General features: G+C 69.1%; 19 protein-coding genes and 1 pseudogene. 10 read left to right on the top strand and 10 right to left on the bottom strand.

The features are described 5' to 3' along the window. Positions 1–2: 2 nt before the first annotated feature. The 4 genes from ACZZ9K_RS11260 to hemE all read right to left on the bottom strand — a co-directional run bounded on the left by ACZZ9K_RS11260 (position 3) and on the right by hemE (position 3,535). Positions 3–734, bottom strand: coding sequence for a phage holin family protein (locus ACZZ9K_RS11260; RefSeq protein WP_463444072.1), 732 nt, complete (start codon positions 732–734; stop codon positions 3–5). Further along, positions 731–985: a hypothetical protein gene (locus ACZZ9K_RS11255; protein ID WP_017887727.1), complete on the bottom strand. Its 255-nt coding sequence runs from the start codon at positions 983–985 to the stop codon at positions 731–733. Before ACZZ9K_RS11255 ends, ACZZ9K_RS11260 begins: the two co-directional genes overlap by 4 nt. 100 nt (positions 986–1,085) lie before the next feature. Next, a complete protein-coding gene (locus ACZZ9K_RS11250) occupies positions 1,086–2,402 on the bottom strand; it encodes a protoporphyrinogen/coproporphyrinogen oxidase (protein ID WP_463444071.1) in 1,317 nt (438 codons plus the stop codon). Further along, entirely contained in the window at positions 2,399–3,535 is a 1,137-nt protein-coding gene (hemE, locus tag ACZZ9K_RS11245; protein WP_051597048.1) for a uroporphyrinogen decarboxylase, read from the bottom strand. Before hemE ends, ACZZ9K_RS11250 begins: the two co-directional genes overlap by 4 nt. A gap of 38 nt (positions 3,536–3,573) precedes the next feature. Here hemE and ACZZ9K_RS11240 point away from each other — a divergent pair, with 38 nt between their 5' ends. Continuing rightward, the gene (locus tag ACZZ9K_RS11240; protein ID WP_110863603.1) at positions 3,574–4,896 is read left to right on the top strand and encodes a glutamyl-tRNA reductase; all 1,323 of its coding nucleotides are present in this window, start codon (positions 3,574–3,576) and stop codon (positions 4,894–4,896) included. 35 nt (positions 4,897–4,931) lie between these two features. Next, a complete protein-coding gene (locus ACZZ9K_RS11235) occupies positions 4,932–5,330 on the top strand; it encodes an NUDIX hydrolase (protein WP_260678780.1) in 399 nt (132 codons plus the stop codon). A gap of 89 nt (positions 5,331–5,419) precedes the next feature. On the opposite strand, the gene ACZZ9K_RS11230 is transcribed toward ACZZ9K_RS11235, so the two are convergent. Beyond that, complete coding sequence (locus tag ACZZ9K_RS11230; protein ID WP_138802271.1) at positions 5,420–5,695, bottom strand: hypothetical protein; 276 nt, start codon at positions 5,693–5,695, stop codon at positions 5,420–5,422. A gap of 99 nt (positions 5,696–5,794) precedes the next feature. On the opposite strand from ACZZ9K_RS11230, the gene ACZZ9K_RS11225 reads away from it, so the two are divergent. The 3 genes from ACZZ9K_RS11225 to ACZZ9K_RS11215 are packed head-to-tail and all read left to right on the top strand — an operon-like array spanning position 5,795 to position 8,308. Further along, positions 5,795–6,475: a DUF4232 domain-containing protein gene (locus ACZZ9K_RS11225; RefSeq protein ID WP_463444070.1), complete on the top strand. Its 681-nt coding sequence runs from the start codon at positions 5,795–5,797 to the stop codon at positions 6,473–6,475. Between the two features lie 21 nt (positions 6,476–6,496). Continuing rightward, positions 6,497–6,916 (top strand): GNAT family N-acetyltransferase, encoded by a 420-nt coding sequence (locus ACZZ9K_RS11220; protein WP_260678779.1) that lies wholly within the window; start codon positions 6,497–6,499, stop codon positions 6,914–6,916. 60 nt (positions 6,917–6,976) lie between these two features. Further along, a complete protein-coding gene (locus tag ACZZ9K_RS11215) occupies positions 6,977–8,308 on the top strand; it encodes a hypothetical protein (RefSeq protein ID WP_463444069.1) in 1,332 nt (443 codons plus the stop codon). A gap of 10 nt (positions 8,309–8,318) precedes the next feature. On the opposite strand, the gene ACZZ9K_RS11210 is transcribed toward ACZZ9K_RS11215, so the two are convergent. Genes ACZZ9K_RS11210 through ACZZ9K_RS11200 form a run of 3 tightly spaced genes read right to left on the bottom strand, consistent with a single transcriptional unit; the run spans position 8,319 to position 11,583 of the window. Next, positions 8,319–8,663 (bottom strand): YciI family protein, encoded by a 345-nt coding sequence (locus tag ACZZ9K_RS11210; RefSeq protein ID WP_138802267.1) that lies wholly within the window; start codon positions 8,661–8,663, stop codon positions 8,319–8,321. Between the two features lie 17 nt (positions 8,664–8,680). Then, complete coding sequence (locus ACZZ9K_RS11205; protein WP_463444068.1) at positions 8,681–9,619, bottom strand: serine hydrolase; 939 nt, start codon at positions 9,617–9,619, stop codon at positions 8,681–8,683. Continuing rightward, complete coding sequence (locus ACZZ9K_RS11200; protein ID WP_463444067.1) at positions 9,619–11,583, bottom strand: M13 family metallopeptidase; 1,965 nt, start codon at positions 11,581–11,583, stop codon at positions 9,619–9,621. Before ACZZ9K_RS11200 ends, ACZZ9K_RS11205 begins: the two co-directional genes overlap by 1 nt. An 81-nt stretch (positions 11,584–11,664) precedes the next feature. Between ACZZ9K_RS11200 and ACZZ9K_RS11195 the strand changes: the two genes are divergently transcribed. From ACZZ9K_RS11195 to ACZZ9K_RS11185, 3 genes are all read left to right on the top strand, one after another. Then, entirely contained in the window at positions 11,665–13,002 is a 1,338-nt protein-coding gene (locus ACZZ9K_RS11195) for a uracil-xanthine permease family protein (RefSeq protein ID WP_071248865.1), read from the top strand. 183 nt (positions 13,003–13,185) lie between these two features. Further along, positions 13,186–14,496, top strand: a complete 1,311-nt coding sequence (locus tag ACZZ9K_RS11190) for an MATE family efflux transporter (RefSeq protein ID WP_463444066.1) — start codon at positions 13,186–13,188, stop codon at positions 14,494–14,496. 50 nt (positions 14,497–14,546) lie between these two features. Then, complete coding sequence (locus ACZZ9K_RS11185; RefSeq protein ID WP_463444065.1) at positions 14,547–15,764, top strand: lipopolysaccharide biosynthesis protein; 1,218 nt, start codon at positions 14,547–14,549, stop codon at positions 15,762–15,764. A gap of 162 nt (positions 15,765–15,926) precedes the next feature. Here ACZZ9K_RS11185 and ACZZ9K_RS11180 read toward each other — a convergent pair whose 3' ends face one another. Further along, complete coding sequence (locus ACZZ9K_RS11180) at positions 15,927–19,391, bottom strand: KAP family P-loop NTPase fold protein (RefSeq protein ID WP_463444064.1); 3,465 nt, start codon at positions 19,389–19,391, stop codon at positions 15,927–15,929. Between the two features lie 424 nt (positions 19,392–19,815). Here ACZZ9K_RS11180 and ACZZ9K_RS11175 point away from each other — a divergent pair, with 424 nt between their 5' ends. Beyond that, entirely contained in the window at positions 19,816–20,751 is a 936-nt protein-coding gene (locus tag ACZZ9K_RS11175; RefSeq protein WP_263136926.1) for a toll/interleukin-1 receptor domain-containing protein, read from the top strand. A 324-nt stretch (positions 20,752–21,075) separates the two neighbouring features. Here ACZZ9K_RS11175 and ACZZ9K_RS11170 read toward each other — a convergent pair whose 3' ends face one another. Then, positions 21,076–22,203 (bottom strand): substrate-binding domain-containing protein, encoded by a 1,128-nt coding sequence (locus ACZZ9K_RS11170; protein ID WP_463444063.1) that lies wholly within the window; start codon positions 22,201–22,203, stop codon positions 21,076–21,078. A 103-nt stretch (positions 22,204–22,306) separates the two neighbouring features. On the opposite strand from ACZZ9K_RS11170, the pseudogene ACZZ9K_RS11165 reads away from it, so the two are divergent. Further along, positions 22,307–22,837 (top strand): annotated as a pseudogene (locus tag ACZZ9K_RS11165) (MFS transporter); the annotation flags it as partial. Positions 22,838–22,886 lie beyond the last annotated feature (49 nt).

Raw genomic sequence — 22,886 nt, 5'->3', positions numbered from 1 at the left:
ATCTACCGCCGTCGGAGCACCAGCACGACGATACCCCCGACCACCGCCACACCGGCTGCGAGACCGGCCAGGTAGGGCACCGGCTTCTCGTCGAGGCCGCGCTTGAACTTCGACGCCGCGATCCCGATCTGCTTCGGGACGTTGAGCTTGTCCTCGATCGCGTCGAGGGTGTCGAACAGCTGGGCGCGGGTCGCGGCGACGCGAGCAGCGAGATCGTCGTGCGGGTCGGTCACGGTTCCTCCGTCGGTGGTGCGGCTGTCGGGGCTGTCGGCGCTCAGGGAGCGGCCGTCGACGTCCGGCTTGCGGCTGCCGTACTGCGTCGGCGGGGTCGGCTTCTTGCCGAGGCCCTTCACCGCGTTGATGTCGTCCTTGACGCTGGCGATCGTGCGCTTCGGCGTGATCGGCAGGCCCTTCTTCAGGCGCTTCCAGCCGATCAGGCCGAGGATCGCGGCGATGATCAGCATCGCCACGGCCACCACCAGTGCGGCCAGCCACGCCGGCATCACGGTCGCGAGGCCCATGACGGCTGCGGTCAGCAGGACGCCGATCGCGTAGAGCACGACGACGAGCGCACCGACCAGCAGACCGGCTGCGAAGCCGAAGATCTTCGCCTTCGCGAGCATCTCGGCCTTGAGCAGGTCGATCTCGCCCTTGACCAGGCCCTTGACGAGCTTCGGGACGTCGCCGACCAGGCCGAACAGCGAACGCGACTTGCGATCGCGGGTGTCGGTCATGAGGTGGTGGTGTCCTTCTTCTGGCCGACCTTGCGGACGGCCTTCTTGGTCGTCTCACCGATGAACTCGGCGACGTCCGGGGTCTTGTCGGCGATGAAGTCCTCGGCGACGTGCACGCCCTTCTGGACGCCGTTGCTGTTCCAGACCTTGCCGCTGACGGTCTTGATCTGCTCGTACCGCGCCCGTCCGGCTCGCGATCCCAGGACGTACCCGAGTGCGGCGCCGGCGACGAACAGGAGCTTTCCGCGCATGTGCGATTCCTCCGTGCATTGGTTGTGCGGTGGTCATGCACCGAACGGAATACGTCCGGCGGTCTCACCAACAGTAGCCCTCAGGGGCTGCGCGGTCCGCTCAGGAACCGAGGATCTCGTCGGCTGCCGTCCGAGCGGCGGCGATGATGCCCGCCAGGCCCCGTCCGGTCGAGGCCTCACCGATGCCGACGACGCCCTCGGCCAACCCGGCCGCGGCCAGGTCCGGTCCGTACCAGCCGACGCGTGCGGCGCCGCTGACGCGGTCGGCCGTGATCGGCACACCGAGCAGCGTGGACGCGTCCTGCAGCGCGCGGCTGCCGACGGGGTCGGTCGGGTCGACCGGGAGGCTCGTGGCGACGCCCGCAGGGTCCGTCCCGGTGGTCGCGTAGCTGAGCCGCAGGACGTGGCGCCCGTCCGCCACGTCGGCCAGCCACGGCCACTTCACGGTCGCGTGCGTGAGGGCCTTCGCCGCCACCGCCTGGGCGTCGGGGTGCACGAGCATCCCGGTGCCGCGCGGGGCGGCGTCGAGCTCCGGCTGGTCGACGACGAGCGTGACGAGCTGGATGCCCGTCCGGTCGGGGGCTGCGGTGCGCTCCGGGTCGGCGACGGAGGACAGGGTGCGCTGGGCCGGCAGCCGTTCGGTGGAGCCGTCGGCGCTGACGACCTCGACCGCGTGCGCCTCGATGCGGGTTGCCCGGGTGTGCAGCCGGACGTCGACCCCGTAGGTCTCCATGTCGGCGACGAGCTCGTCCACCAGGCGCACCGTCCCACCGCGGATCCCCTGCACCGGGGTGCCGGCAGCCGCGCGCGCCCGCAGCGACAGCACGGCCCGGGCGAGTGAGCCCTCGCGGAGCAGTGCGGCACGCAGGCCCGGAGCCACCCGGTCGGGGTCGAGCTGGTCGGGGTGCGTGGAGTGCACGCCACCGGCGATCGGCACCACGAGGTCGTCGAGCACCCGCTCCCCCATGCGCCGGCGGACGAGTTCGCCGAGCGACGAGGCCTTGGCGCCCACCGGTGCGGGCAGCAGCGAGTCCATCTGGGCGCGCAGGCCGCCCTTCTGGCCGACCACGGCCAGCACGTCGGCGGCCATCGGGGTGCTCGGGATGCCGAGGAGCCCGGTCGCCGGGATCGGGGAGGTCCTGCCGTCGCGGGTCATCAGCCAGGCGCCGCGCGGGTCAGGGGCGACGACGTCGTTGCCGAGCCCGAGCTCGATCGCCAGGCGGCCGACGGCGTCCGTGCGGGTGGCGAAGGAGTCCGCCGCCATGTCCAGGTCGATCCCGCCGACGGTGTGCCGACGGATCATGCCCCCGAGCTCGCCCGAGGACTCGACGAGCACCACGTGGGCGCCGCCCTTGGCGAGGTCACGGGCGGTGACGAGCCCGGCGACCCCGCCGCCGACCACGACGACGTCGGTCACGCGTCGGCTCCGGCCTGCGCTGCACCGTCGTCCGCTCGGCCGTCGCCGAGCGAGTGGACCAGCTCGACCACCCGGGTCAGGACGGCCGGGTCGGTCTCGGGCGGGACCCCGTGGCCGAGGTTCACGACGTGGGCCCGTGCGGCACCGCCCCGACGGACGACGTCGCGGACGTGCGCTTCGAGGACATCCCACGGCGCCGAGAGCATCGCCGGGTCGATGTTGCCCTGCACGCTGACGCCGGTGCCGACGCGCTGGACCGCCTGGTCGAGCGGCAGGCGCCAGTCGACCCCGACCGCGTCGACGCCGACGGTGTCCGTGCCGAACGTCGTCATGTCGGCCAGGACCTCGCCGCTGCCGACGCCGAAGTGGATGCGCGGCACCCCGAGCTCGGCGACGTGCGACATCGCCTGGGCGGAGTGCGGTGCGACGGACCGGACGTAGTCGGCGCGGGAGAGCGACCCGACCCACGAGTCGAAGAGCTGCGCGGCCGAGGCCCCGGCGAGCACCTGTGCCCGGAGGAACATCCCGGACACCTCGGCGGCCCAGGCGAGCAGCCGCGACCAGGTCTCGGGGTCGGCGTGCATGAGCGTGCGGGCGCGGATGTGGTCCTTGGACGGGCCACCCTCGACCAGGTAGGCGGCGAGGGTGAACGGCGCCCCCGCGAAGCCGATCAGCGGGGTGTCGCCGAGCTGCTCGACCGTGCGTCGGACGGCCTGCTCGATCGGGGCGAGGGCCGCGGGGTCGAGCTGCTCGAGGGCGTCGACGTCGGCGGGGGTGCGGATCGGCGACGAGAGCACCGGGCCACGACCGGGGACGATCTCGACGTCCACTCCGGCGAGCTTGATCGGCACGACGATGTCGCTGAAGAAGATGCCCGCGTCGACCCCGTGCCGACGGACCGGCTGCAGGGTGATCTCCGACGCCATCTCCGGGTCGAGGCACGCGTCGAGCATGGCTGTGCCGATCCGAAGCTCCCGGTACTCCGGAAGGGACCGTCCGGCCTGCCGCATGAACCACACCGGGAGCGTCTCCGGACGGTCACCCCGCAGGGCCCGTACCAGGCGGGAACCACTCGTCCGCCCTGATGCCAGGGGGTGGGAGTCGGGGAGGGATGTGGTCGTCGCTTCGGTCACCGGATGATTCTCCCATCGAGCGCGTTACCATTGACTACGTGCTCATCTGTCTCACGGCGTCGCATCGCAACGCCAGCTTCGATCTCCTGGAGCGACTGAGCATCGGTGCACCCGCGGCAGCCAGCCGACTCGTCACGGATGCCGGCGTCCTGGACGGTGCCGTGGTGCTCGCCACCTGCAACCGCTTCGAGGCGTACCTCGACATCGCGGGCGACGAGAGCGACTCCGCCGTCTCCGCCACCGTGCAGGCCGTGGCCGCCGCGAGCGACCTGGACGCCACCGAGGTCCTGGACTCCGTCAACGTGCTGGACGGCAAGGACGTCGTGCAGCACCTGTTCGCCGTGTCGAGCGGACTCGAGTCCGTCGTCGTCGGCGAGACCGAGATCTCCGGCCAGGTCCGTCGCTCGCTCGAGGACGCCCGGTCGAACGGCACCACCACCTCGGACCTCGAGCGCCTGTTCCAAGAGGCCGCGCACACCTCACGCGGCGTCAAGACCCGCACCCGCATCGGCGCCGCCGGACGGTCGCTCGTGCGCCTCGGCCTCGAACTCGCCTCGTCGCGGGTCACCGACTGGGCCCGCACCCGCGTGCTGCTCGTCGGCACCGGCAGCTACGCGGCCACCACCATCGCCGCCCTGCGTGACCGCGGCGCCACGAACATCCAGGTGTTCTCGCCCTCGGGCCGGGCGCCCTGGTTCGCCGCCAAGCACGACCTCGTCGCCGCCCGCGACCTGCGCCAGGCCATCGGCGAGAGCGACGTCCTGATCACCTGCACCTCGAGCGAGGTCCCGGTCGTCGCACCGGCCGACCTCGACGACGGGGTCCGCCGCATCGTCATCGACCTCGGGCTCCCCCGCAACGTCGACCCCGCGGCCGCCGGTGTCGACGGCGTCGAACTGCTCGACCTCGAGACGATCAGCATCCACGCCCCGATCTCCGAGCTGAACGCCGAGTCCGAGGCCCGCGCGATGGTCGACGACGCCGTGTCCCGGTTCCGCGCCCAGGCGATGGAGCAGTCGACGACCCCGGCGCTCGTGGCGTTCCGCAAGCACGTGTTCGACATCCTCGACGACGAGATCGAGCGGGCCAAGCGCCGCGCGGACGCCGACGGCGAGTCCGTCGAGCACACCGAGCGGGCGCTCCGGCACCTGGTCGGCGTCCTGCTGCACCGTCCCTCGGTCCGCGCTCGTGAGCTCGGTCGCGCCGGTCGCGGCGAGGAGTTCGTCGGGGCGATCGACTCCCTGTACGGCGTCCGGCCGGAGGCCGAGCCGGAGCTGCCGTCGCCCGTTGTCCCGCTCGCCGACCGCACGGCACTGGACCCGACCGCCTCGGATCGCGACGACCAGGCGGACGCGAGCTGAGCCTCCAGGCCGCTCCGCAACCGCCCACGCTGCGCGTGAGTGCGCTGCTGCTGGTGCGTGACCGACGTGTCCTGATGGTGCGCGCCCGGGCGCGCGACGTGCTCTACCTGCCCGGCGGCAAGGCGGAGCCGCACGAGACCGACGTCGAGGCCGCCGTGCGCGAGGCGCTCGAGGAGACCGGCCTGCGGCTCACCGCCGACGACGTCGACCCGTTCGGCGTCGTGCTCGAGCCCGCCCACGGGCAGGCTCCGGGGACCATGGTCGCGATGACGCTGTTCCTGGTCCGGCCGGGAGGCCCGCTGGACTCCGCCACGCCCGTCGCCTCGGCCGAGGTGGACGAGGTCGAGTGGGTCACCTCCGCCGACGCGGACCGCTGCCCGCCTGCGGGCGTGGAGACGCTCCGCCGCCTGGTGGCGGCGGAGCTCATCGACTGACCGTCAGGCGCAGAGCGACGACGCAGAGGAGCCCATGCTCAAGGATGAGTACTCATCCTTGAGCATGGGCTCGCTTCCGCTCGGGTTCGTCAGGCCTTGTCGGTGTCGGTGTACTCGCCGACCTCGCCGTTCTGGACCGGCTCGGCCTCGCCGGGGATGTCCGAGTCGACGTACTCGCCGTCGGGTCCGTCCCCGGTCGGACGCGTCTCGCCGGGGATGTCGCTCGAGACGAACTCGCCGACGGGCTCCGTCGACTCGACGTGTTCCTCGCCCGGGATCTCGCTGTCCGTGAAGGCTCCGGCGCGGGGTTCGACCCCGTCCGCGCGACCCTCGTCGCCTCGTGCCTGTTCGTGCTTGCCCGTCATGTCCGACCTCCGCTGCTCGGGTTGCTTGCCTCGGAGTGTGCCCGTGGTCCCTGGACGCCGACCGAACCAGATGCGGCGTTCGGTGGTTGCCTGTGCACCATGCAACGCAGCAGCCGATCGAAGTTCCTGCTCGTCGTGACCGGGCTCGTCGCCGTCGGGACCCTGGCGGGGTGCGCCTCGGACGGGCAGCCCGCCGCCACCGAGACCGTCACCGCGCCCGCGCCGTCGCCGTCCGCGTCGGCGACCACGCCGCAGTCGTCCGAGGAGTCCGCCTCGGCAGCACCGTCCTCCGGGTCCGGCTCGTCCGCCGGATCCGGTGCCACCGGCGAGGCTTCCGGCGACCGGTGCGCGGTGTCGTCGCTGGCCGGTCGCATCGAGGCCGGCAGCGGTGGTGCCGCCGGCAGCGCCATCGTGCACCTGGTGCTCGAGAACACCGGGTCGACGACCTGCACCGTGCAGGGGTGGCCCGGCGTCTCGTTCGTCGGGGGCGGCACCGGCAAGCAGATCGGAGCGGCGGCCGTCGCGGAGAAGAGTTCACCGCACCCCACTGTGACGCTGGCGCCCGGCAAGACCGCCGTCGCACCGCTCAAGATCGTCCGGGCCGGGAACTACTCGGCGGGCGACTGCTCGCCCGAGACCCCGGACGGCTTCCGCGTGTACCCGCCCGGGTCGAAGCAGTCCCTGTTCGTGAAGGACACCGACTTCCAGGCGTGTGCGTCGGCCGATGCCTCACTGCTGGCCGTGCAGGCGTTCGTGCCGGAGGGGCAGGCGACCTCGTAGCGGTCGGGCACGATGGGCACCGTGACCACCACGAACAGCGACGAACGACCCGGCACCGATGAGCTGGTGGCGCTGTACGACGCCGTCGGGTGGACCGCGTACACGCAGGACCCCGCAGCCCTGACCGCGGCGATCGCCGGCTCCCACACCGTGCTGACGGCCCGCGACGACGACGGGCGCCTGCTCGGTCTGGTCCGCACGGTCTCCGACGGGGTGACGATCGTGTACGTGCAGGACGTCCTGGTCCTGCCGTCCGCGCACCGGTGCGGTATCGGCGGCGCATTGCTCGACGCCGTCCTGCAGCGGTACGCCGGCGTTCGCCAGACGGTCCTGCTCACCGACGACGAGCCGGGGCAGCGGGCGTTCTACGAGTCGCGTGGCTTCGTCGAGGCCCACGACATGGAACCGCAGCCGCTGCGCTCCTTCGTGCTCCTGCGCTGAGCACGGATGGGTCTCGCGACCGATTCCGTGCGGCGTGATGCCGTTCCTAGACTCGGACGCATGGGGGCTCGCGCACGGACACGTTCAGCGGCAGCCGTCGCGACCGCGCTCGGCGTCGTGCTCGCCCTCGCCGCGTGCACGTCGCCACCACCGCCGGCTGGGTCGGAATCGGCGCTCGCGAAGCTCATCACCCGGATCGAACGACTGCCCGGGGTCGACACGGCCGACGGCGAGGTCCGTCCGGTCGACGCGAAGGACGATCGGAACCACTGGATCGCGTCGCTCGAGGTCACGACCGACACCACCGACCTCGCCGTCGCCGAACGGATCCGCCACACGGCAGCGCGGGGTGTCACCGGGACGACGCTGACGGTGAGCGTGGACGTGCCGCGCGGCCGGGCCTCGGCTCCGGTCATCATCGACCCGATGGACGCCGACGTCGTCGAGCTGGCCGGTCGGTTGCGTGCGGAGCCCTTCGTGCGTCGGCTGTGGCTGACGCCGTCCGATGCAACGATCCGGCTCGTGCAGGGCATCAGCTTCAGCGACGCCGTCGAGCAGGCCCGGCCGATCCTCGATGATCACCCGGCCTCCCTGCTCCGTGGTGACGTGTCCGTGGGCATCACGGCGACACAGCCCGGCCGAGCACTCCTGCGCACGATCGACGGGTTGGTCGGCGACGGTCACCACGACGTCGAGCAGTTGTACTACTCACCGGGCACGACCTACGCCGACGCGGCGCAGGCCCCGGCCGACACAGCGCAGGCCCCCACCGGCACGGCTGCCGAGGCCGAACGCCCGTACCTGTCGATCTCCGGCGAACGACTCGGCGCCGTCGCCGACGTCCTCGTCCGGACGAAGGACGAAGCCGCCGATGCACACCGCGCTTCGCGCACCGCGTTCTCCGTCGGCCTCGACGGGACGAGCGGCTGGCTCGGACTCCCCCTCGACGCCGAGAAGCCGCAGGACGCCACTGCCCCGGGCACCCCGACGTCGGGCCCGTCGCCGACCCCGTGGGTGCCCGCCGACGTCAGCGACCGGGCCGCGACGCTCCGAGCGTTCCTCGAGCGCTCCGCCGACGCCGCCGGGGTCCCGGCAACCGTGACCACGGGTACCGAACAGTGCGCCCCGACCGGGTCCAGCTGGTCGCCCGACGCGACCGGCACCCGCGCGACGGCGTCCAGCGTCGTGCCGGTGTTCCAGATCGTCGACGACGCGCAGGAGCCGTTCGACGCCGTGACCGCGCTGTGGACGTCGGAGGGCTTCAGGGTCAGCGGCCGGGCGATGGGGCGGGACTACTGGTCGTCGTCGACCGGGGCGGACCCCGCCACGGCGAGCATCCGGGGCACCGTCGACGGGCTGAGCCTGAGCGCCGAGTCGGTCTGCGTCCCCTGACCGAACGCGTTCAGGACTCGGGGTCGTCCATGATCTCGCGCACCTCTTGCGCACAGCGGCAGGCCTCGGCGATGCGGGCGGCCCAGGCCAGTGCATCTGCCCGGCTCTCGACATCGATCACCGAGAAACCCCCGATGAAGGTGTCCTTACCGGGGCGTGTGGCGGGATCGTGGACGGTGCCGTCGGTCTCGACGACCGCGCCGGCCGACGCTTCCATCATCCCGCCGCCGAACACCCACACACCGGCGGACTTCGCCTGTCGGACGACGGCGTGCGACGCCTCGGAGACGGCCGGCAGGTCGGCCATGGGGAACACCATCGTGCCCTCGTCGAAGGAGATCAGGTACCGGGTCATGCCCAGCATCATGCTCCTCAGCGACGAGCGGGGGCGTGCACGGCCTCGAGCACCTCGGTGCCCATGGTCCGCAGCGCCTCGACGACGGCCAACCGCCGCTGCAACGAGGCGTCGTCGAACGTGACGGTCACGGCGTAGCTGACCGACGACCCGGGCCCCCGCAGGATCCCCGCCTCGGCCCGCACGCCGGTGCTCGACCCGGTGACCGCGACGACCTGCAGCCCGTGGTCGAGCGCACGGTGCGCCAGGGGGTCGAGCCCGAAGGACCCGGCGACCAGGTTCAGGTCACTCGCCAGGGACAACCAGCCGAGCACCCGGTTCGACACCGCCTCGTCGACGACCTCGCCGAGCGCCAGTCCGCGCATCACCCACGACAGCTCCCCGGTCGGTGCGACGGAGGCGTCGGGGGCGTCATCCGGGCCGCGGCGGTCCCGCACGCGGTCGATCAACGCCGTGCGCTCGATGCCCAGGGACTCCGCGCGTTCCCGGACGGCGTCGATGCTCACGGTCGACAGCAGTGCGTTCATGGCCCAGGCATCGGCGGTGGCCCCCACCAGGGTCGCCAGGTCGGGCACCTGCATGGTCGGCTCCTGCAGGAACTGCCACAGGCCGGCACCGGTCGCGGTGTCGCGGGCCATGCGCTGCAGGCGGTCACCGTGCAGGCGGCCGTCCTCGAGCTGGGCGGCGACCTCGATGAGCAGCAGGACGCGGCCCAGGCTCGCGACCGGCTGCACCAGGGTGTCGTCGATCGCGAGCAGGGCCTTGCCGCTGGAGGTGTCGATCACCGAGGCGCTGACCCCGGCGCCCTCGAGCGCGAGGGCGCCGAGGGCCTCGGTGGTGGCGGTGAAGCGGTCGTCGGACCGGCCGCTGTGCCGCCCACGACCGCGGCCGCCACCTGCTGGGCGGTCGTCCGGTCGCCGGCGGCGCGACGACCGGGCCGCGTCCGGCTCCGTCATCACCAGATCGCGACGCGCTCGGCGGGGTCGAGGTACATCGCGTCCTGCTCGGTCACGCCGAAGGTGTCGTACCAGACGTCGATGTTCCGCACGACCTGGTTGCAGCGGAACTCGTTGGGCGAGTGCGGGTCGATGCTCAGCAGACGAGCCGCCTCTTCCGGGCGGATCGCCATGCGCCAGGCCTGTGCCCAGCTCAGGAAGAAGCGCTCGGCACCGGTGAGGCCGTCGACGACCGGGGGCTCCTGACCGTCGAGCGACAGCAGGTACGCCTTCCACGCGATCGACAGGCCACCGAGGTCGCCGATGTTCTCGCCGATCGTCAGGGCACCGTTCACGTGGCTGTCGGGTACCTCGGTCGGCACCAGGGCGTCGTACTGGGCGATGAGGGCCTTCGTGCGCTCCTCGAACGCCGCCCGGTCGGCCTCGGTCCACCAGTTCTCGAGCTTGCCGTCGCCGTCGTACTGCGACCCCTGGTCGTCGAAGCCGTGGCCGATCTCGTGCCCGATGACGGCACCGATCGCGCCGTAGTTGGCGGCGGCGTCGCGGTTCGCGTCGAAGAACGGGAACTGCAGGATCGCGGCCGGGAACACGATCTCGTTGAAGCCGGGGTTGTAGTACGCGTTGATCGTCTGCGGGGTCATGAACCACTCGTCACGGTCGATCGGCTTGCCGATCTTGCCGAGCTCGCGGTCGACCTGGAACGAGGCGACCGCGCGGACGTTCGCGACCAGGTCGTCGGCACGGACGGGCAGCGCCGAGTAGTCGCGCCACTTCACCGGGTAGCCGATCTTCGGCGTGAACTTGTCGAGCTTGTCGAGCGCACGGGCACGGGTCTCGTCGGTCATCCAGTCGAGCGCGGTGATGCTCTGCCGGTACGCCTCGACCAGGTTGGCGACGAGGTCGTCCATCTTGGCCTTCGAGGTCTCGTCGAAGTGCTCCTGCACGTAGATGCGGCCGACGGCCTCGCCCATCGCGCCCTCGACCAGCGAGACGCCGCGCTTCCAGCGGTCGCGCTGCTTGGGCGCGCCGGTGAGTGCGGTGCCGTAGAACGAGAAGTTCGTGGCCGAGAACGCGCTCGTCAGGTACGCGGCGGAGCCACGGATGACCTGCCAGCGCAGCCAGTCCTTCCAGACCTCGAGCGGCTGGTCGTTCAGCAGGTCGGCCAGGCCGGTGATGAACGAGGGCTCGCGCACCACGACGGTCTCGAACGCGCCGGCCGGGGCGTCGATGGCCTGCCACCAGGTCTGCAGGTCGACGCCCTTCGCGAGCGCGGCGACCTCGGCCCAGGGCAGCTTGTTGTAGGTCTTCTGGCTGTCACGCGTGGTGACGTTGTCCCAGTGCTGAGCGGCGAGCGCCGTCTCGAGCGCGATGACGTGCTCGGTGCGGGCGCCGCCGTCATCGAGGCCGGCGAGCGGGAACATCGCCGCGACGAACTCGCGGTACTTCTCGCGGATGTCGGCGAAGCGGTCTTCGCGGTAGTACGACTCGTCGGGCAGCCCGAGGCCGGACTGCTCCAGGAACACGACGTAGGACTCGGGGTCGCCCGGGTCGTTGTCGACGAAGAGCTGCAGGAAGCTCGGCAGGCCGATGCGCTCGAAGCGGCCGACGGCGGCGATGACCTCGGGCACGGACTGGATCTCGGTGATCTCGGCGAGCAGGTGCTCGATCGGTGCGGTGCCGAGCTCCTCGAGTCGCGCTTCGTCGGTGAACGAGGTGAAGAGGTCGCCGACCTTGCGCTCCTCGGTGCCGGGGGCGGCCTGCTGCGAGCGTTCGATGATGTCGCGCACGGCGATCTCGGCGGCTTCGGCCAGCACCGTGAAGGAGCCGTACCGGGCCTTGTCGTCGGGGATCGGCGTCGCCTCGATCCAGGTCCCGTTCACGTGGCGGTACAGGTCGTCCTGGGGGCGCACCGCGGGGTCGAGTTCGTCAGTGTGGATGCCGGAGGCACGTGCGACGTCGGTCATGCTGTCCACGATAGCCACCGACCCCATGGGGCAGGTCGATCCGGGTCGTCACCGGCGCACGGCTGCCGGTACGGTCATCGCATGGGACTTCCGTGGAAGCTGCACGGAGACGGCAAGACCGTCTCCGCGACGACGATCGTGGCACCCGACGAACGGCTCACCTGGCCCCGGACGATCGGCCTCGGCGTGCAGCACGTCGTCGCGATGTTCGGCGCCACGTTCCTGGTGCCGCTGCTGACCGGGTTCCCGCCGTCGACGACGCTGCTGTTCAGCGGCATCGGCACGATCCTGTTCCTGCTCATCACGGGCAACCGCCTGCCGAGCTACCTCGGCTCGTCGTTCGCGTTCATCGCCCCGATCGGTGCGGCGACCAAGATCGGCGGCATCCCCCTCGCCCTGTCCGGCATCATCGTCGTCGGTGCGCTGCTCGCGATCGTCGGGCTCGTCGTCCACCTGGCCGGTGCCGGCTGGATCGACCGGCTGATGCCCCCGGTGGTCTCCGGCGCGATCGTCGCCCTGATCGGCTTCAACCTGGCTCCGGCGGCCCGCGACAACTTCACGGCAGCCCCGGTCATCGCGCTCATCACCCTGGCGGCGATCATCCTGGTCACCGTGCTGTTCAAGGGCCTGATCGGCCGCCTGTCGATCGTCATCGGTGTGCTCGTCGGCTACGTCGCGGCGCTCATCGGCGGCCAGGTCGACTTCTCGAAGGTCGACGCAGCACCGTGGATCGGTCTGCCGGAGTTCACCGCTCCCGCGTTCGACCCCTCGCAGCTCGCGATCTACCTGGCGTTCGTGCCGGTCGTCCTGGCGCTCGTCGCCGAGAACGTCGGCCACGTCAAGGGCGTCGGGCAGCTGACCGGCCGTGACCTCACGCCGCTCACCGGTCGGGCGCTCTTCGCCGACGGCATCTCGACCGTCCTGGCGGGCGTCGGCGGCGGCTCCGCCACCACCACCTACGGCGAGAACATCGGTGTCATGGCCGCCACCCGCGTCTTCTCCACCGCCGCCTACTGGGTCGCCGCCATCGCGGCCGTCCTGCTCGGCCTGTCGCCGAAGATCGGCGCCGTCATCTCCTCGGTGCCGGCCGGCGTGCTCGGCGGCGCCACCACCGCGCTCTACGGCCTGATCGGCGTCATCGGCATCCGGATCTGGGTCGAGAACCGAGTAGACTTCTCGAAGCCGAAGAACCAGCTGACGGCCGGCATCGCCCTGATCATCGGCATCGCGGACTTCACGTTCCGCTTCGGCCAGGCAAGTTTCGGCGGCATCATCGTCGGCACGATCGCCGCGATCGTCGTCTACCACGTGATGGACGTCATCGGCCGGGCCCGTGGCACCGACGAGCCGTCGACCGAGGTCGCCGACCCCGCACACGCCGCCACCGGCGCCGTCCCCGCGGAACCGCGCGCCGACTGACGCGAGTGGTCGGCCGGAACGCGCGTCCGGCCTGACGACGTGGGACCACCGGACTGGAGGCCCGTGGCGGACACGGCCACGGGCCTCCAGTCCGTCACGTGGTCGCGTCCACCCCGCCTGGCGACCACGACGGGTCGGCATCGCCGACAGAATGGGTCGGTGCACCGACCGACGCGACCCGCTGTGACCGCTGAGCGGCGCGCGGTCGACCGCGACATCGTGCGGCTGGCGGTGCCGGCGCTCGGAGCGCTCGTGGTCGAGCCGCTGTTCCTGCTGACCGACACCGCGCTCGTCGGGCACCTCGGGGCGACGCCGCTGGCGGCCGTCGGGCTCGCGAGTGCCGTGCTGTCGACGGTGACCGGGCTGCTGGTGTTCCTGGCGTACTCGACGACCCCGGCCGTGGCACGGGCGCTGGGTGGTGGCGACCGTCGCGGAGCCGTGCACGCGGGCATCGACGGGATGTGGCTCGCGCTCGTGCTGGGGGTGGTGCTGGCGCTGGTCGGGTGGCCGCTCGCCGGACCGCTCGTCGACCTGTTCGGCGCCTCGGCCGAGGTGTCGGCCGCCGCGACCGCGTACCTGACCATCTCGCTGGTCGGGCTGCCCGGCATCCTGGTCGTGACGGCCTCGACGGGTCTGCTGCGTGGGCTGCAGGACACGAAGACCCCGCTCGTCGTCGCGACCATCGGGTTCGTCGCGAACGGGTTGCTCAACGCCGTCCTGATCTACGGCGCCGGCTGGGGTGTCGAGGGATCCGCCGCCGGCACCGTCATCGTGCAGTGGGCGATGGCCGTCGTCTACGTGCGCATCGCGGTGCGGGCCGCTCGGTCGTCGGGGGCGCCGCTGCGACCCGGCGCCTCGGGCGTCGCCCGGGCCCTGCGGTCGGGGGCATGGCTGTTCCTGCGGACCGCGTCGCTGCGGATCGCGATGCTCGCGACCGTCGGGGCCGCTGCCGGGCTGGGGACCACCGGGCTGGCGACGACGCAGGTCGGGCTGACCGTCTTCTCGACGCTGGCGTTCGCGCTCGACGCCCTGGCGATCGCCGGGCAGGCGCTCGTCGGGCACGGACTCGGCGGACGTGACCCGGAGCGGGTGCGACTGGTGACGCGACGGCTCGTGCTGCTCGGGATCGCCGGTGGAGTGGTGCTCGGGGTGCTGACCCTTGCCGTGAGCAGGGTGCTCGGGCCGGTGTTCTCGGACTCGCAGGCGGTGCGGGACGCCCTGCCCGTCGTGCTGGTGCTCATCGCCGTCGGGATGCCCGTCGCCGGGTACGTCTTCGTGCTCGACGGGGTGCTGATCGGTGCCGGTGATGCGCGGTACCTGGCCATCGCCGGAGGTGTGAACCTCGTCGTGTACCTGCCGCTGCTCTGGTGGGCCGGCGGGACGCTCGCGGGGCTGTGGGCGGCCTTCGCCCTCGGGTACATCGGGGTCCGGGCGGTGACGCTCGGGGTGCGGGCGCACCGGCGTGGCTGGGTGGAACAGGCGCTGGCGCGGTGAGCGGGCCTGCTGCTTCTGCGGCGCCGTCGTCTTCCGTGGCTTCGTCGGCCGTGCTCGCCACGGTCGGCATCGGGGTGCAGGGCGTCGCGAAGCTGCTCGTGACCGTCGTCGTCGGGCGGGTGTTCGGCACCGAGACCCTCGGGCAGACCACGGCGCTGCTGTCACTCTCGGTCTTCGTCGCCCTGCTCTGGCCGAACGCCGCGGGCAACACCGCGTCGCGGTTCCTGGCGATCGCACTGCGGGGCCGGCGGTCGGACGCCGCGGTGAACCGGCTGCTCGGGGTGTCGATGCTGGTGTCGAGCGTGGTGCTCGCGGCGGTCACCGTGCCGATCGCGCTGGCCTGGGGCAACGGCCCCGGCATGGTGCTCGGCGGTGCCGCGGTCGTCGTCGGCTACGGCCTCTACTGCTACGCCCGCGGCGCGCAGCTCGGCTACGACCGCGCGCCCCGCGTCGCGCTCTGGGACTCCGTGACGAGCGTGCTGGCGCTCGGGCTGCTCGTGGTGGCGTGCGTCGCGCGGCTCGAGCCCTTCGTGCTGCTGCCCCTGGCCATCGGGTACACGGTGTTCGCGATCGCGTGCTGGCCCCGGGGCAACGGCTTCTCGCCGGCTTCGCACGAACCCGCCACCGGGGTGCTCGGGTTCGCGGCGTGGAACGTGCTGGCGGTGGTGACCTCGAACGGGTTGCTGCAGTTGACGATGATCTCGGCGCAGGTGACGTCGTCGGCGCACGACGCCGGTGTCTACGCAGCCGCGTTCACCCTGGCGACGCCGGCGTCGATGCTCGGGCAGGCGTTGGGGCAGGTGCTCGTGCCGGCGTTCGCGCACCGGACCGACGGCGGGTCGTTACGCTCCCGCGGCGCCCTGCTGCTCGTCGTCGGGTTCGCTGCTGCCTCCGCCGTCGTCTTCGGCGCGGTCGCCCTGCTCGCCGGATGGTTCCTGCCGATCGTCTACCCCGCCGAGGGTGCCGCTGCCGTCGCCGACCTGCGGTACCTGATGGTCGCGGTGTGGGTGTTCACCGTCGGGCTCGTGCCGGCGGCGTTGCTGCTCGCCGCCGGACGCTCGCGCCAGGTCGCCCTTGCCTCGGTCGCGGGGTTCGTCGTCGGCGCCGGGCTCATGGCGGTGCTCGGACCCGTCGTGGGAGTCGCGGGCGGGACGACGGGGTTCCTGGTCGGGAGCGCGGTGAACCTGGTTGCGGTGGTGGGGCTCGGGGCGCGGATGGGCAACATTCGCCGGGTATGCAATTCGATGCGGCCCATTACACGGCGTTGAACACACGGCTTGCAAGATTACTCGTCCATAGAGACACGGAGTAGGACGAAAACCAAGTGCCAGGGTGGATTAAAGAGAAGCGCACGGGCTATCGATCTACGGGACCGCACTTGAATAGGTATTTCAGAGCGGTCCAATTGCCACATTTACACCAATCCACTTTCACCGTCTTTTCTTGCGGATGCTCTTTTTCTGGGGCGGAAGCACGCCGAGCTTTCCGAGCTTTTGACTTTGGGCAGCATTAAAGGGCTTTGCGTGCCTGTCTTGCGCTGCATTGAACTCATCACGCAGAGACATCTTGTAACCTCGAGGGATCATCTGCAAATGACCCACGACTTGGGCCGCAAGCGCGGCATTTGTCTGAATACCAGTCTTCAAAAGATCGAGGGCGATCTCCATCAAACGATCCGAGCCTGGACTTTGGGAAGTGAACGGGACAGTCAGAAGGCGCTCAGTGGCCGCCGCCCGTTCATCCGAACGTGGCGCAAGCACGATTCGTTCACGAAGGCGGGCAACCGCCGAGTCGCCAACAGTGTGGCGTGCGAGCGCTCTCAGATGAGCCGTGGGCCACCCAAGCGACTCCGCTTCAAGCCAAAGCCGATCGGCGTCAGCGTCGCCGAGGTGTCGTACGTAGCCGCTGATTGGGTGCAAACTCACCCGTCCTCGGCCCATGAGCGTGAGCACATCTTCGACCGCGGGCTTCGCCCCCAACCAATCAGCGATCACTTCCACCTCGCCATTCTCTACGTACTCTGAAATGTCCGCGAACAAACGAACGGTACTTCGCTCGGTGCGCCGTACGGCGTAGAACTCGAGACGCGCGACTAGGGGCTTCTCACTCAATGCTTCAGCCTCAAGCGCTTCGGCAAGGAGTCGGACGGTATCCGACCCGGAAGCGTCCAACTGTCGTCGAAGAACAACAAGCCCACTAGCAGAGAACGATGAAGCAATCGCCTCGCGCCGAATATCACTGGAGAGCAGTTCACTAATGGTCTCAGCGCCGAGAACGGACTCGAGCGCACGGACCGTGCCATACACGTTGTCGACCCTGCTCGCGCCTCCTTGAGCCCAGTTCTCCTGATCGAGCAGAGCTTGCGCACCCGCCCGCAGTTCATCCGTGGACTCAATGCTCGGTATCAATCCGCCGATCTTTGCGATGGCGCTCGATATACCTGAGGTGACCTCCCCGCTCTCATCCAGACGCAGAGAATCGAGCATCCTCACGATGAAATCAGCCAGCGCAGCGGGCTCGCCACCGCTTATATTGCTCGCCCAAAACTCAAACTCGGCATCTTCAGCGTAGCTTGACGCAATCAACGCGATCGCGCTGCGAGGCGCCCCTTCCGCCGCGATCTCGATATGCTCACGTGCAACACCGAGTGCGACCGATTGTAGGTCTGCGTCATCTGATCCAAGCGCGAAAGTCATCACCTCCACCATCAGGTCCGGATTCATAACACGGCCCTCGGCCGCCTTGACCAATTCATTGAGCTTGGACTGAGCATCGGCGAAATCTTTGTGGGCGGGGACGGCGCGAGTGCCTGCCATCTCGACGCCGCTTTTCTCAAGCCGTTCGAGCATTACGGTCGCGGACGCCTTCACAAGTTCCGTAACTATCCGCTCGTCCGCCCGAAGAATAAGCTCCGTCAGCAGGTCATCGTTGCCATTTTTGATCAGTTCGAGAATGAATTCAGTCAGAACATTGATGTCCTCCTGTTTCATCGCCCCCGCCAGGTGCGAGGCTTCGAGGAGCGTTCTAGCGTCAGTGCCGTGCCCAGCAATCAGGAGGATCAGACTGTCGCTTTCTGCCGCTGCTAGAATCCGGATCGCGCCGGGGCTCGCCGCATCCCGTAGATCATGCTTCTTTTCAGCGGCGACAAGCGGTGCGACGAAACGTCTTGCTGAGCGACGGAGCGTCTCGCCCGGCACTTCCTCGGACAAGCGGGCCGCCGCTTCGAGAACGTTCCCACGACCGGGTCCAAACGCGTTCTCGGCCATACCAAGAAGCACCTCGATGCCGAGAAGACAGTCCGCCGGCGAGGCACCCTCGAAGGCCCTTAAAGTTGTCGCGACCGACTCATCCGCGCTCATATCCACAGCTCGCGCCACCGCCTCACTCTCGAAGCGTTGCGACCCGCCAGGCTGCTGGAGGTAAAAGAGGTCCGGGCTCGGATCGACGACGCCGGTGACTACTACACGCTCGAGGTATCGGACGAGTTGACGATGTAGCGCGGTCACCGCCGCCGATCTCTCATCCATTGAGCTACCGTTGTCGTCGTCCTCGATCAGATCGCTCGGTCCCGCTCCTGTCTTGAGAGCGTTCGCTACTTCCTTCGCGTCGTCAGAAGCCGAGTCCTCGTTTCGCAAAGCTTGCAAAAGTGACGGGTGGCTAAGAAGGCTCCGCGCTACGTCGGGGAACTCAATCTCGAGCGTCGAAAGTTGTGCAAGTTCGAGTACACGCGGGAGCCAGCTGATACCCCGCGCTTCGGCAACCCGGCAACTCGTTGCGAACGAATTGAGAAGAGCCTTAACGCGGCGCGGACTGCGGACATGTGCCGGTATGAGGACATATACGACTGCCTCCAGCAATTCATCCGATCCGTGCTCGCGAATTTGTCGCCATAGTCCACCTCTTTGCGCAACAAGATCTCTGGCGAAGCCCGTCAGCGCGCGCTCTCGGAGTGGTGGTAACGCGAACTGATACTGGAAGATTTTTTCCAGAAACGCGCCAGAGGTGCTGTAGTACGGCTCGTTGGTGCGGATGGGTGTGACCTGACGAAGGCCATCATCAAGGGCTGCTTCAAGCACTAGACGGTCTGCGGCAACAACGAAAGCTGCATCGGGTTCGTCAAGGAACGTCTTGAGGCTGACCAGCGTCGAGACGACTTCGCTCGGTGCGCACCGATCGAGTTCATCTACGAAGAAGACCAAGCGTTGCGCGCCGTACTTCCTCTTTGCGCTGGCGATCAATTCGCGAAACGTCTCGGCGAATTGTTCGTCCGAGCTTGGCGCACTCGACTCGACCGTAAGATTAGCGCCGTCCACGATCTTGAGCGACGTCATAAGTGTAAGCAGAACAGTCCCGAGTGTGAGCATCGAAGTGGGCAGGTGCTTCCAGAAATCGTCTAGGAAGTGGCCCTTTGCAATAGCGGCCAGTGAAACGATGGCCGCCCATCCTGTCGCGACGGTTGCAGCGAACAGCAGAATGAGGAGGAGTGAGCGCCAGTGCTGCTTCAAGAATGCGACCCAGTCAAGTCTGACCTCGCGGCGCGTCTCGTATAGACCCTGCATAAACTTTTTGTGGTGGTCGAGTCCCAGAGATCGTGCGGTTGAACTTATGAAGTTACGTTTGAGCGAATCTCCGCCGTACTTCCAAGCGTCGTAACGCACCAGCTTCACGCTGTTGTCCGCATCCATGCGCTCCTTCATGAGGCGATAGATACTAGACTTCCCGGAACCCCAGGGGCCGTAGAGCGCAATGTTCAACGGCGTGCGACCCGCTTTCAGCACCTCGACGACTCGTCCAGCGATCGCATCGTGCTCAAACTCGTCTCCGTCAACGTTGGCAACAACACTGTCGTCGATGAGGTCGTCGGTCCGGAGAAGGGGTGCTGGCTGCGAAGACATGAGGGTTCTAACATGACCATGCCTCGGTTGACCCGATAGCCCTCAAACGGGGGGCGGGCGAGGTCCGCAGCTTGTGCCGTGCGGCTGATCGGGCTGATTGCAGGCTCGCCGCCCTGTCGCCAGGGCACGTCCAAGCACGTGTCCAGAGATTCGGCATGGCCACCGACGGTCTCGCTTCCTGCCTGAATCCCGCGGTACCTGTCACGATCCACATGTCGCTGCTTCGCAAGCAGCTCACCCGTTCTGCCGCGAACGCGCCTCTCTGGCATCGCGCCAAGGAACGAGAACGTCCCCAGTTGCGTCGCTGTCGACCCTTCTGGCACCAAGTCAGTGCAGATGCGTTCGGTGGCCTTCTCCAACGTCTGACCCGAGATTTAGGTCCCCGAGGACATCAACATGCGCCAATCGTCGATACGGTCAGCACATGAAGGTGTTCATTAGCTGGTCCGGCGACGCTGAGCGCCGTGTCGCCGAGGCGCTTCGCGACGCGCTACACACGGTCGGAACCGGCAACGTCGAAGCGTTTGTGTCGAGCATCGACATCCCGCGGGGAGGGCGCGGGATTGCCGCGATCGAACAAGAGTTGTCGGCGACGGACTACGGGATCGTGGTGCTGTCTCGCGCAAACCTGCACAAGCCCTGGATCAACTACGAGGCAGGTGCGCTGTCCACCAAGTTACTGAACCGCCGCGTGGCAACAGTCCTACTCGATCTTTCAACGGCAGACGTAGACACGCCCTTGGCGGACTTCCAAGCGACGCACTTTCGCCAGCGAGAGTCGGTCCGACAATTGTTCACACAGATCGTCAACGCTGCCGCAGAATCGTTCCCGGAGAAGGCAGTTGCACTCTTGTTTTCAGCGGAGTGGCCGGCGGTGGAGGCCTCCTGGCAGCCGGACGAGGACGCCGACGGTAACGTCGAGCCGCGTAATGATACGTCAATGCTCGAAGAACTCGTCAGCCGGGTTCGGTCCCTCGCTGCAGGGCAGGATCGGCTGGCTAACAGCATGAGCCACGGCACGCCGAGAGAACGCGCCGCGCTCGACGCGCGGCTGACGACTGGTGCGCCTTACTCGAGCTTCCGCGACTACCTTAATAAGCTTGTGCGCAGCGAGACCGCTGGGATGGTTTGGGTTCAGAACGTGACGGAGTACGCGGGCGGTGCGCTTTCCGTTGAGCTCGCCGGTGAACCCGAGACGACGCGAGCTGAGTTCGAGCAAGCGATGGTCTTGGCCACGGATGCTGTGCCCGCTGCGCGTGACGTACGTATCAAAATGCCGCTCGAACCGGTCGATTCGGTGGCAGGCCTCCGACCAAACGACACAGTGGAGACGATTACCGAGCCAATCGATAGCGACTAAGGCGAGAAGTCGCCCCCGGAACAACACTCCGGAACCCCGGATCGATCTTGGAGCATGCTCAGACGAGATCGTGGTCGCCGGAGTCGAGGGCGCGCGGAGGTTGCTTCATTGGTCCAGAGAGGCCGCCTCGCCGCGCCCATCTGAACGCGCTAGCTACCAAAGACCTCCCGCTTGCCCCCATCGAGTAAACGATGTTTGCGGTCGGTCATACCCGGAATGCGCTGTACCAGCTCGACCGCTCGGAGCCCAAGCGCACCACCGGCAGATTCGGGCGATGACCCCGTGCGCCAGTTTCTCGGTCTGGCGAACCCGGACGGCGTGGGATCAGCGCGAAGGGGGCGGCGGCCCCGTCGTGTCCCCCACCCGCAACTCCGACGTGAAGGACGCCGGCCGCGGTTCCGCCCCCTCGAGCATGGCCAGGGCGGCACGTGCGGCGGCCTGGCCCTTCTGCACGAAGGGCTGCACCAGGGTGGTCAGGTGCCGGATCGGGGTGCGGTGAAGCAGGCTGTCGTCCACGGTGATGCCGTCGAAGCCGACGACGCTGACGTCCTCTGGGACACGGAGTCCGGCGTCGAGTGCGGCCGAGATCACCCCGACGGCGATCAGGTCGCTCTGCGCGATGACGGCGGTGGGGCGCGGGCCGTCCGGCGCGAAGAGCTCCGTGCCGGCGAGACGTCCCTCTTCAACCGAACTGCCGGCGGTCTCGATCGCGACGGCGTCCGGGTAGACCTGGCGCACACCGCGCAGGCGTTCGAGGGTGGTGAAGGCGATGCCCTCGCCCTGCCGGGCTGCGTCGATCGGGCCACGGCGGCGTGCGGCGTCGAGGGGCAGGGTCACGACGGTCACGTCCCGGTGGCCGAGCTCCTGCAGGTACTCCGCAGCACGGCGCGAGGCATCGCGGTTGTCGAGCTGGACGGGGACAGCACCCTCGATCTCGTCCGCCTCGATCGCGACGACGGGGATCTGCCGACGCCGCAGTACGGCGACGGCAGGGTCGATCCGGACGTTGCACCCGACGAGCACCACGGCGTCCATCGGGGCATCCACCAGCGGGCCGGCACCCTGCTCGTCGTCGAGCGGACTCCGGACGAGCAACAGAGAGGCACCTGCGGCACCCGCGACCTCGGCGATGCCGTCGAGCGTCAGGACGTTGACCGGGTCACGGAAGGCGTCACTCAGACGCTCGTCCATCACGACGCCGATGACGCCGGAACGACCGCGGCGCAGGGAACGGGCACGGGGGTCGGGGCCGCCGTAACCGAGGTCGGCGGCAGCGGCGAGCACGCGGGCCTTGGCGTCCTCGGACACCGGGCCGAGACCACTGAAGGCGAGCGAGGCCGTCGACGGCGCAACACCGGCAGCACGGGCGACGGCTGCCAGCGTCGGGCGCGACGAACGGGTGACGCCGCCGCGGGAAGGCGACGCGCCGGGTCCTGTTGCCGGTTCGTCCATCGCCCGTTAGCGTAGCCGGAACGAGCAGTCGAATCGATTCGACAACCGCAAGACCAGCACTGACACGCACCAGAACGCGCACTACCGAGCGCGCCGCAGCACGATGGGAACCACCATGACGACGCCGTCCACCCGCACCGTCCCGACCACCAAGGCCTGGATCATCGCGGTGTTCGTGGTGTTCACCCTGTCCGGGCTCGACATCGCGACGTGGCTGGGCCGGATCCCGAGCGTCCGCGACTCCCTCGGGGCGAGCACGTTCGAGATGGGCCTGCTCGTGCTCGGCATGGCCGTCGGCTCCATCGGCGGTCTGACCTTCGCCGGCCACATCGTCGCGAAGCTCGGTGCCCGTCGGGGCGTGCAGGTGGCTGCGGCGTGCCTGGCGGTCGGGATGATCTTCGCGGGGGTCGCGGTCACGCTCGGATGGGGCTTCGCCGCCATCTGGATCGCGCTCATCGCGTTCGGATTCGGCAACGGCCTGTGCGACGTGTCGATGAACGTCTCCGGCGCCGCCGCCGAGAAGGCCGGCGGACGCACGATCATGCCGCTGTTCCACGCCGCGTTCAGCCTCGGCACGCTCGCGGGTGCGGGCCTCGGCGCCCTGGCCGAGCGGTTCGAGATCCCGGTCTCGTGGCACTTCATCGTGCTCGTCGTCATCACGAGCGCCGCCATGCTCGTCGCCG

This window comes from Curtobacterium sp. AC268 (genome assembly GCF_979258745.1).
Note: the sequence above shows the minus strand (reverse complement) of the source record. Positions and strands in the feature narration are given on the sequence as shown.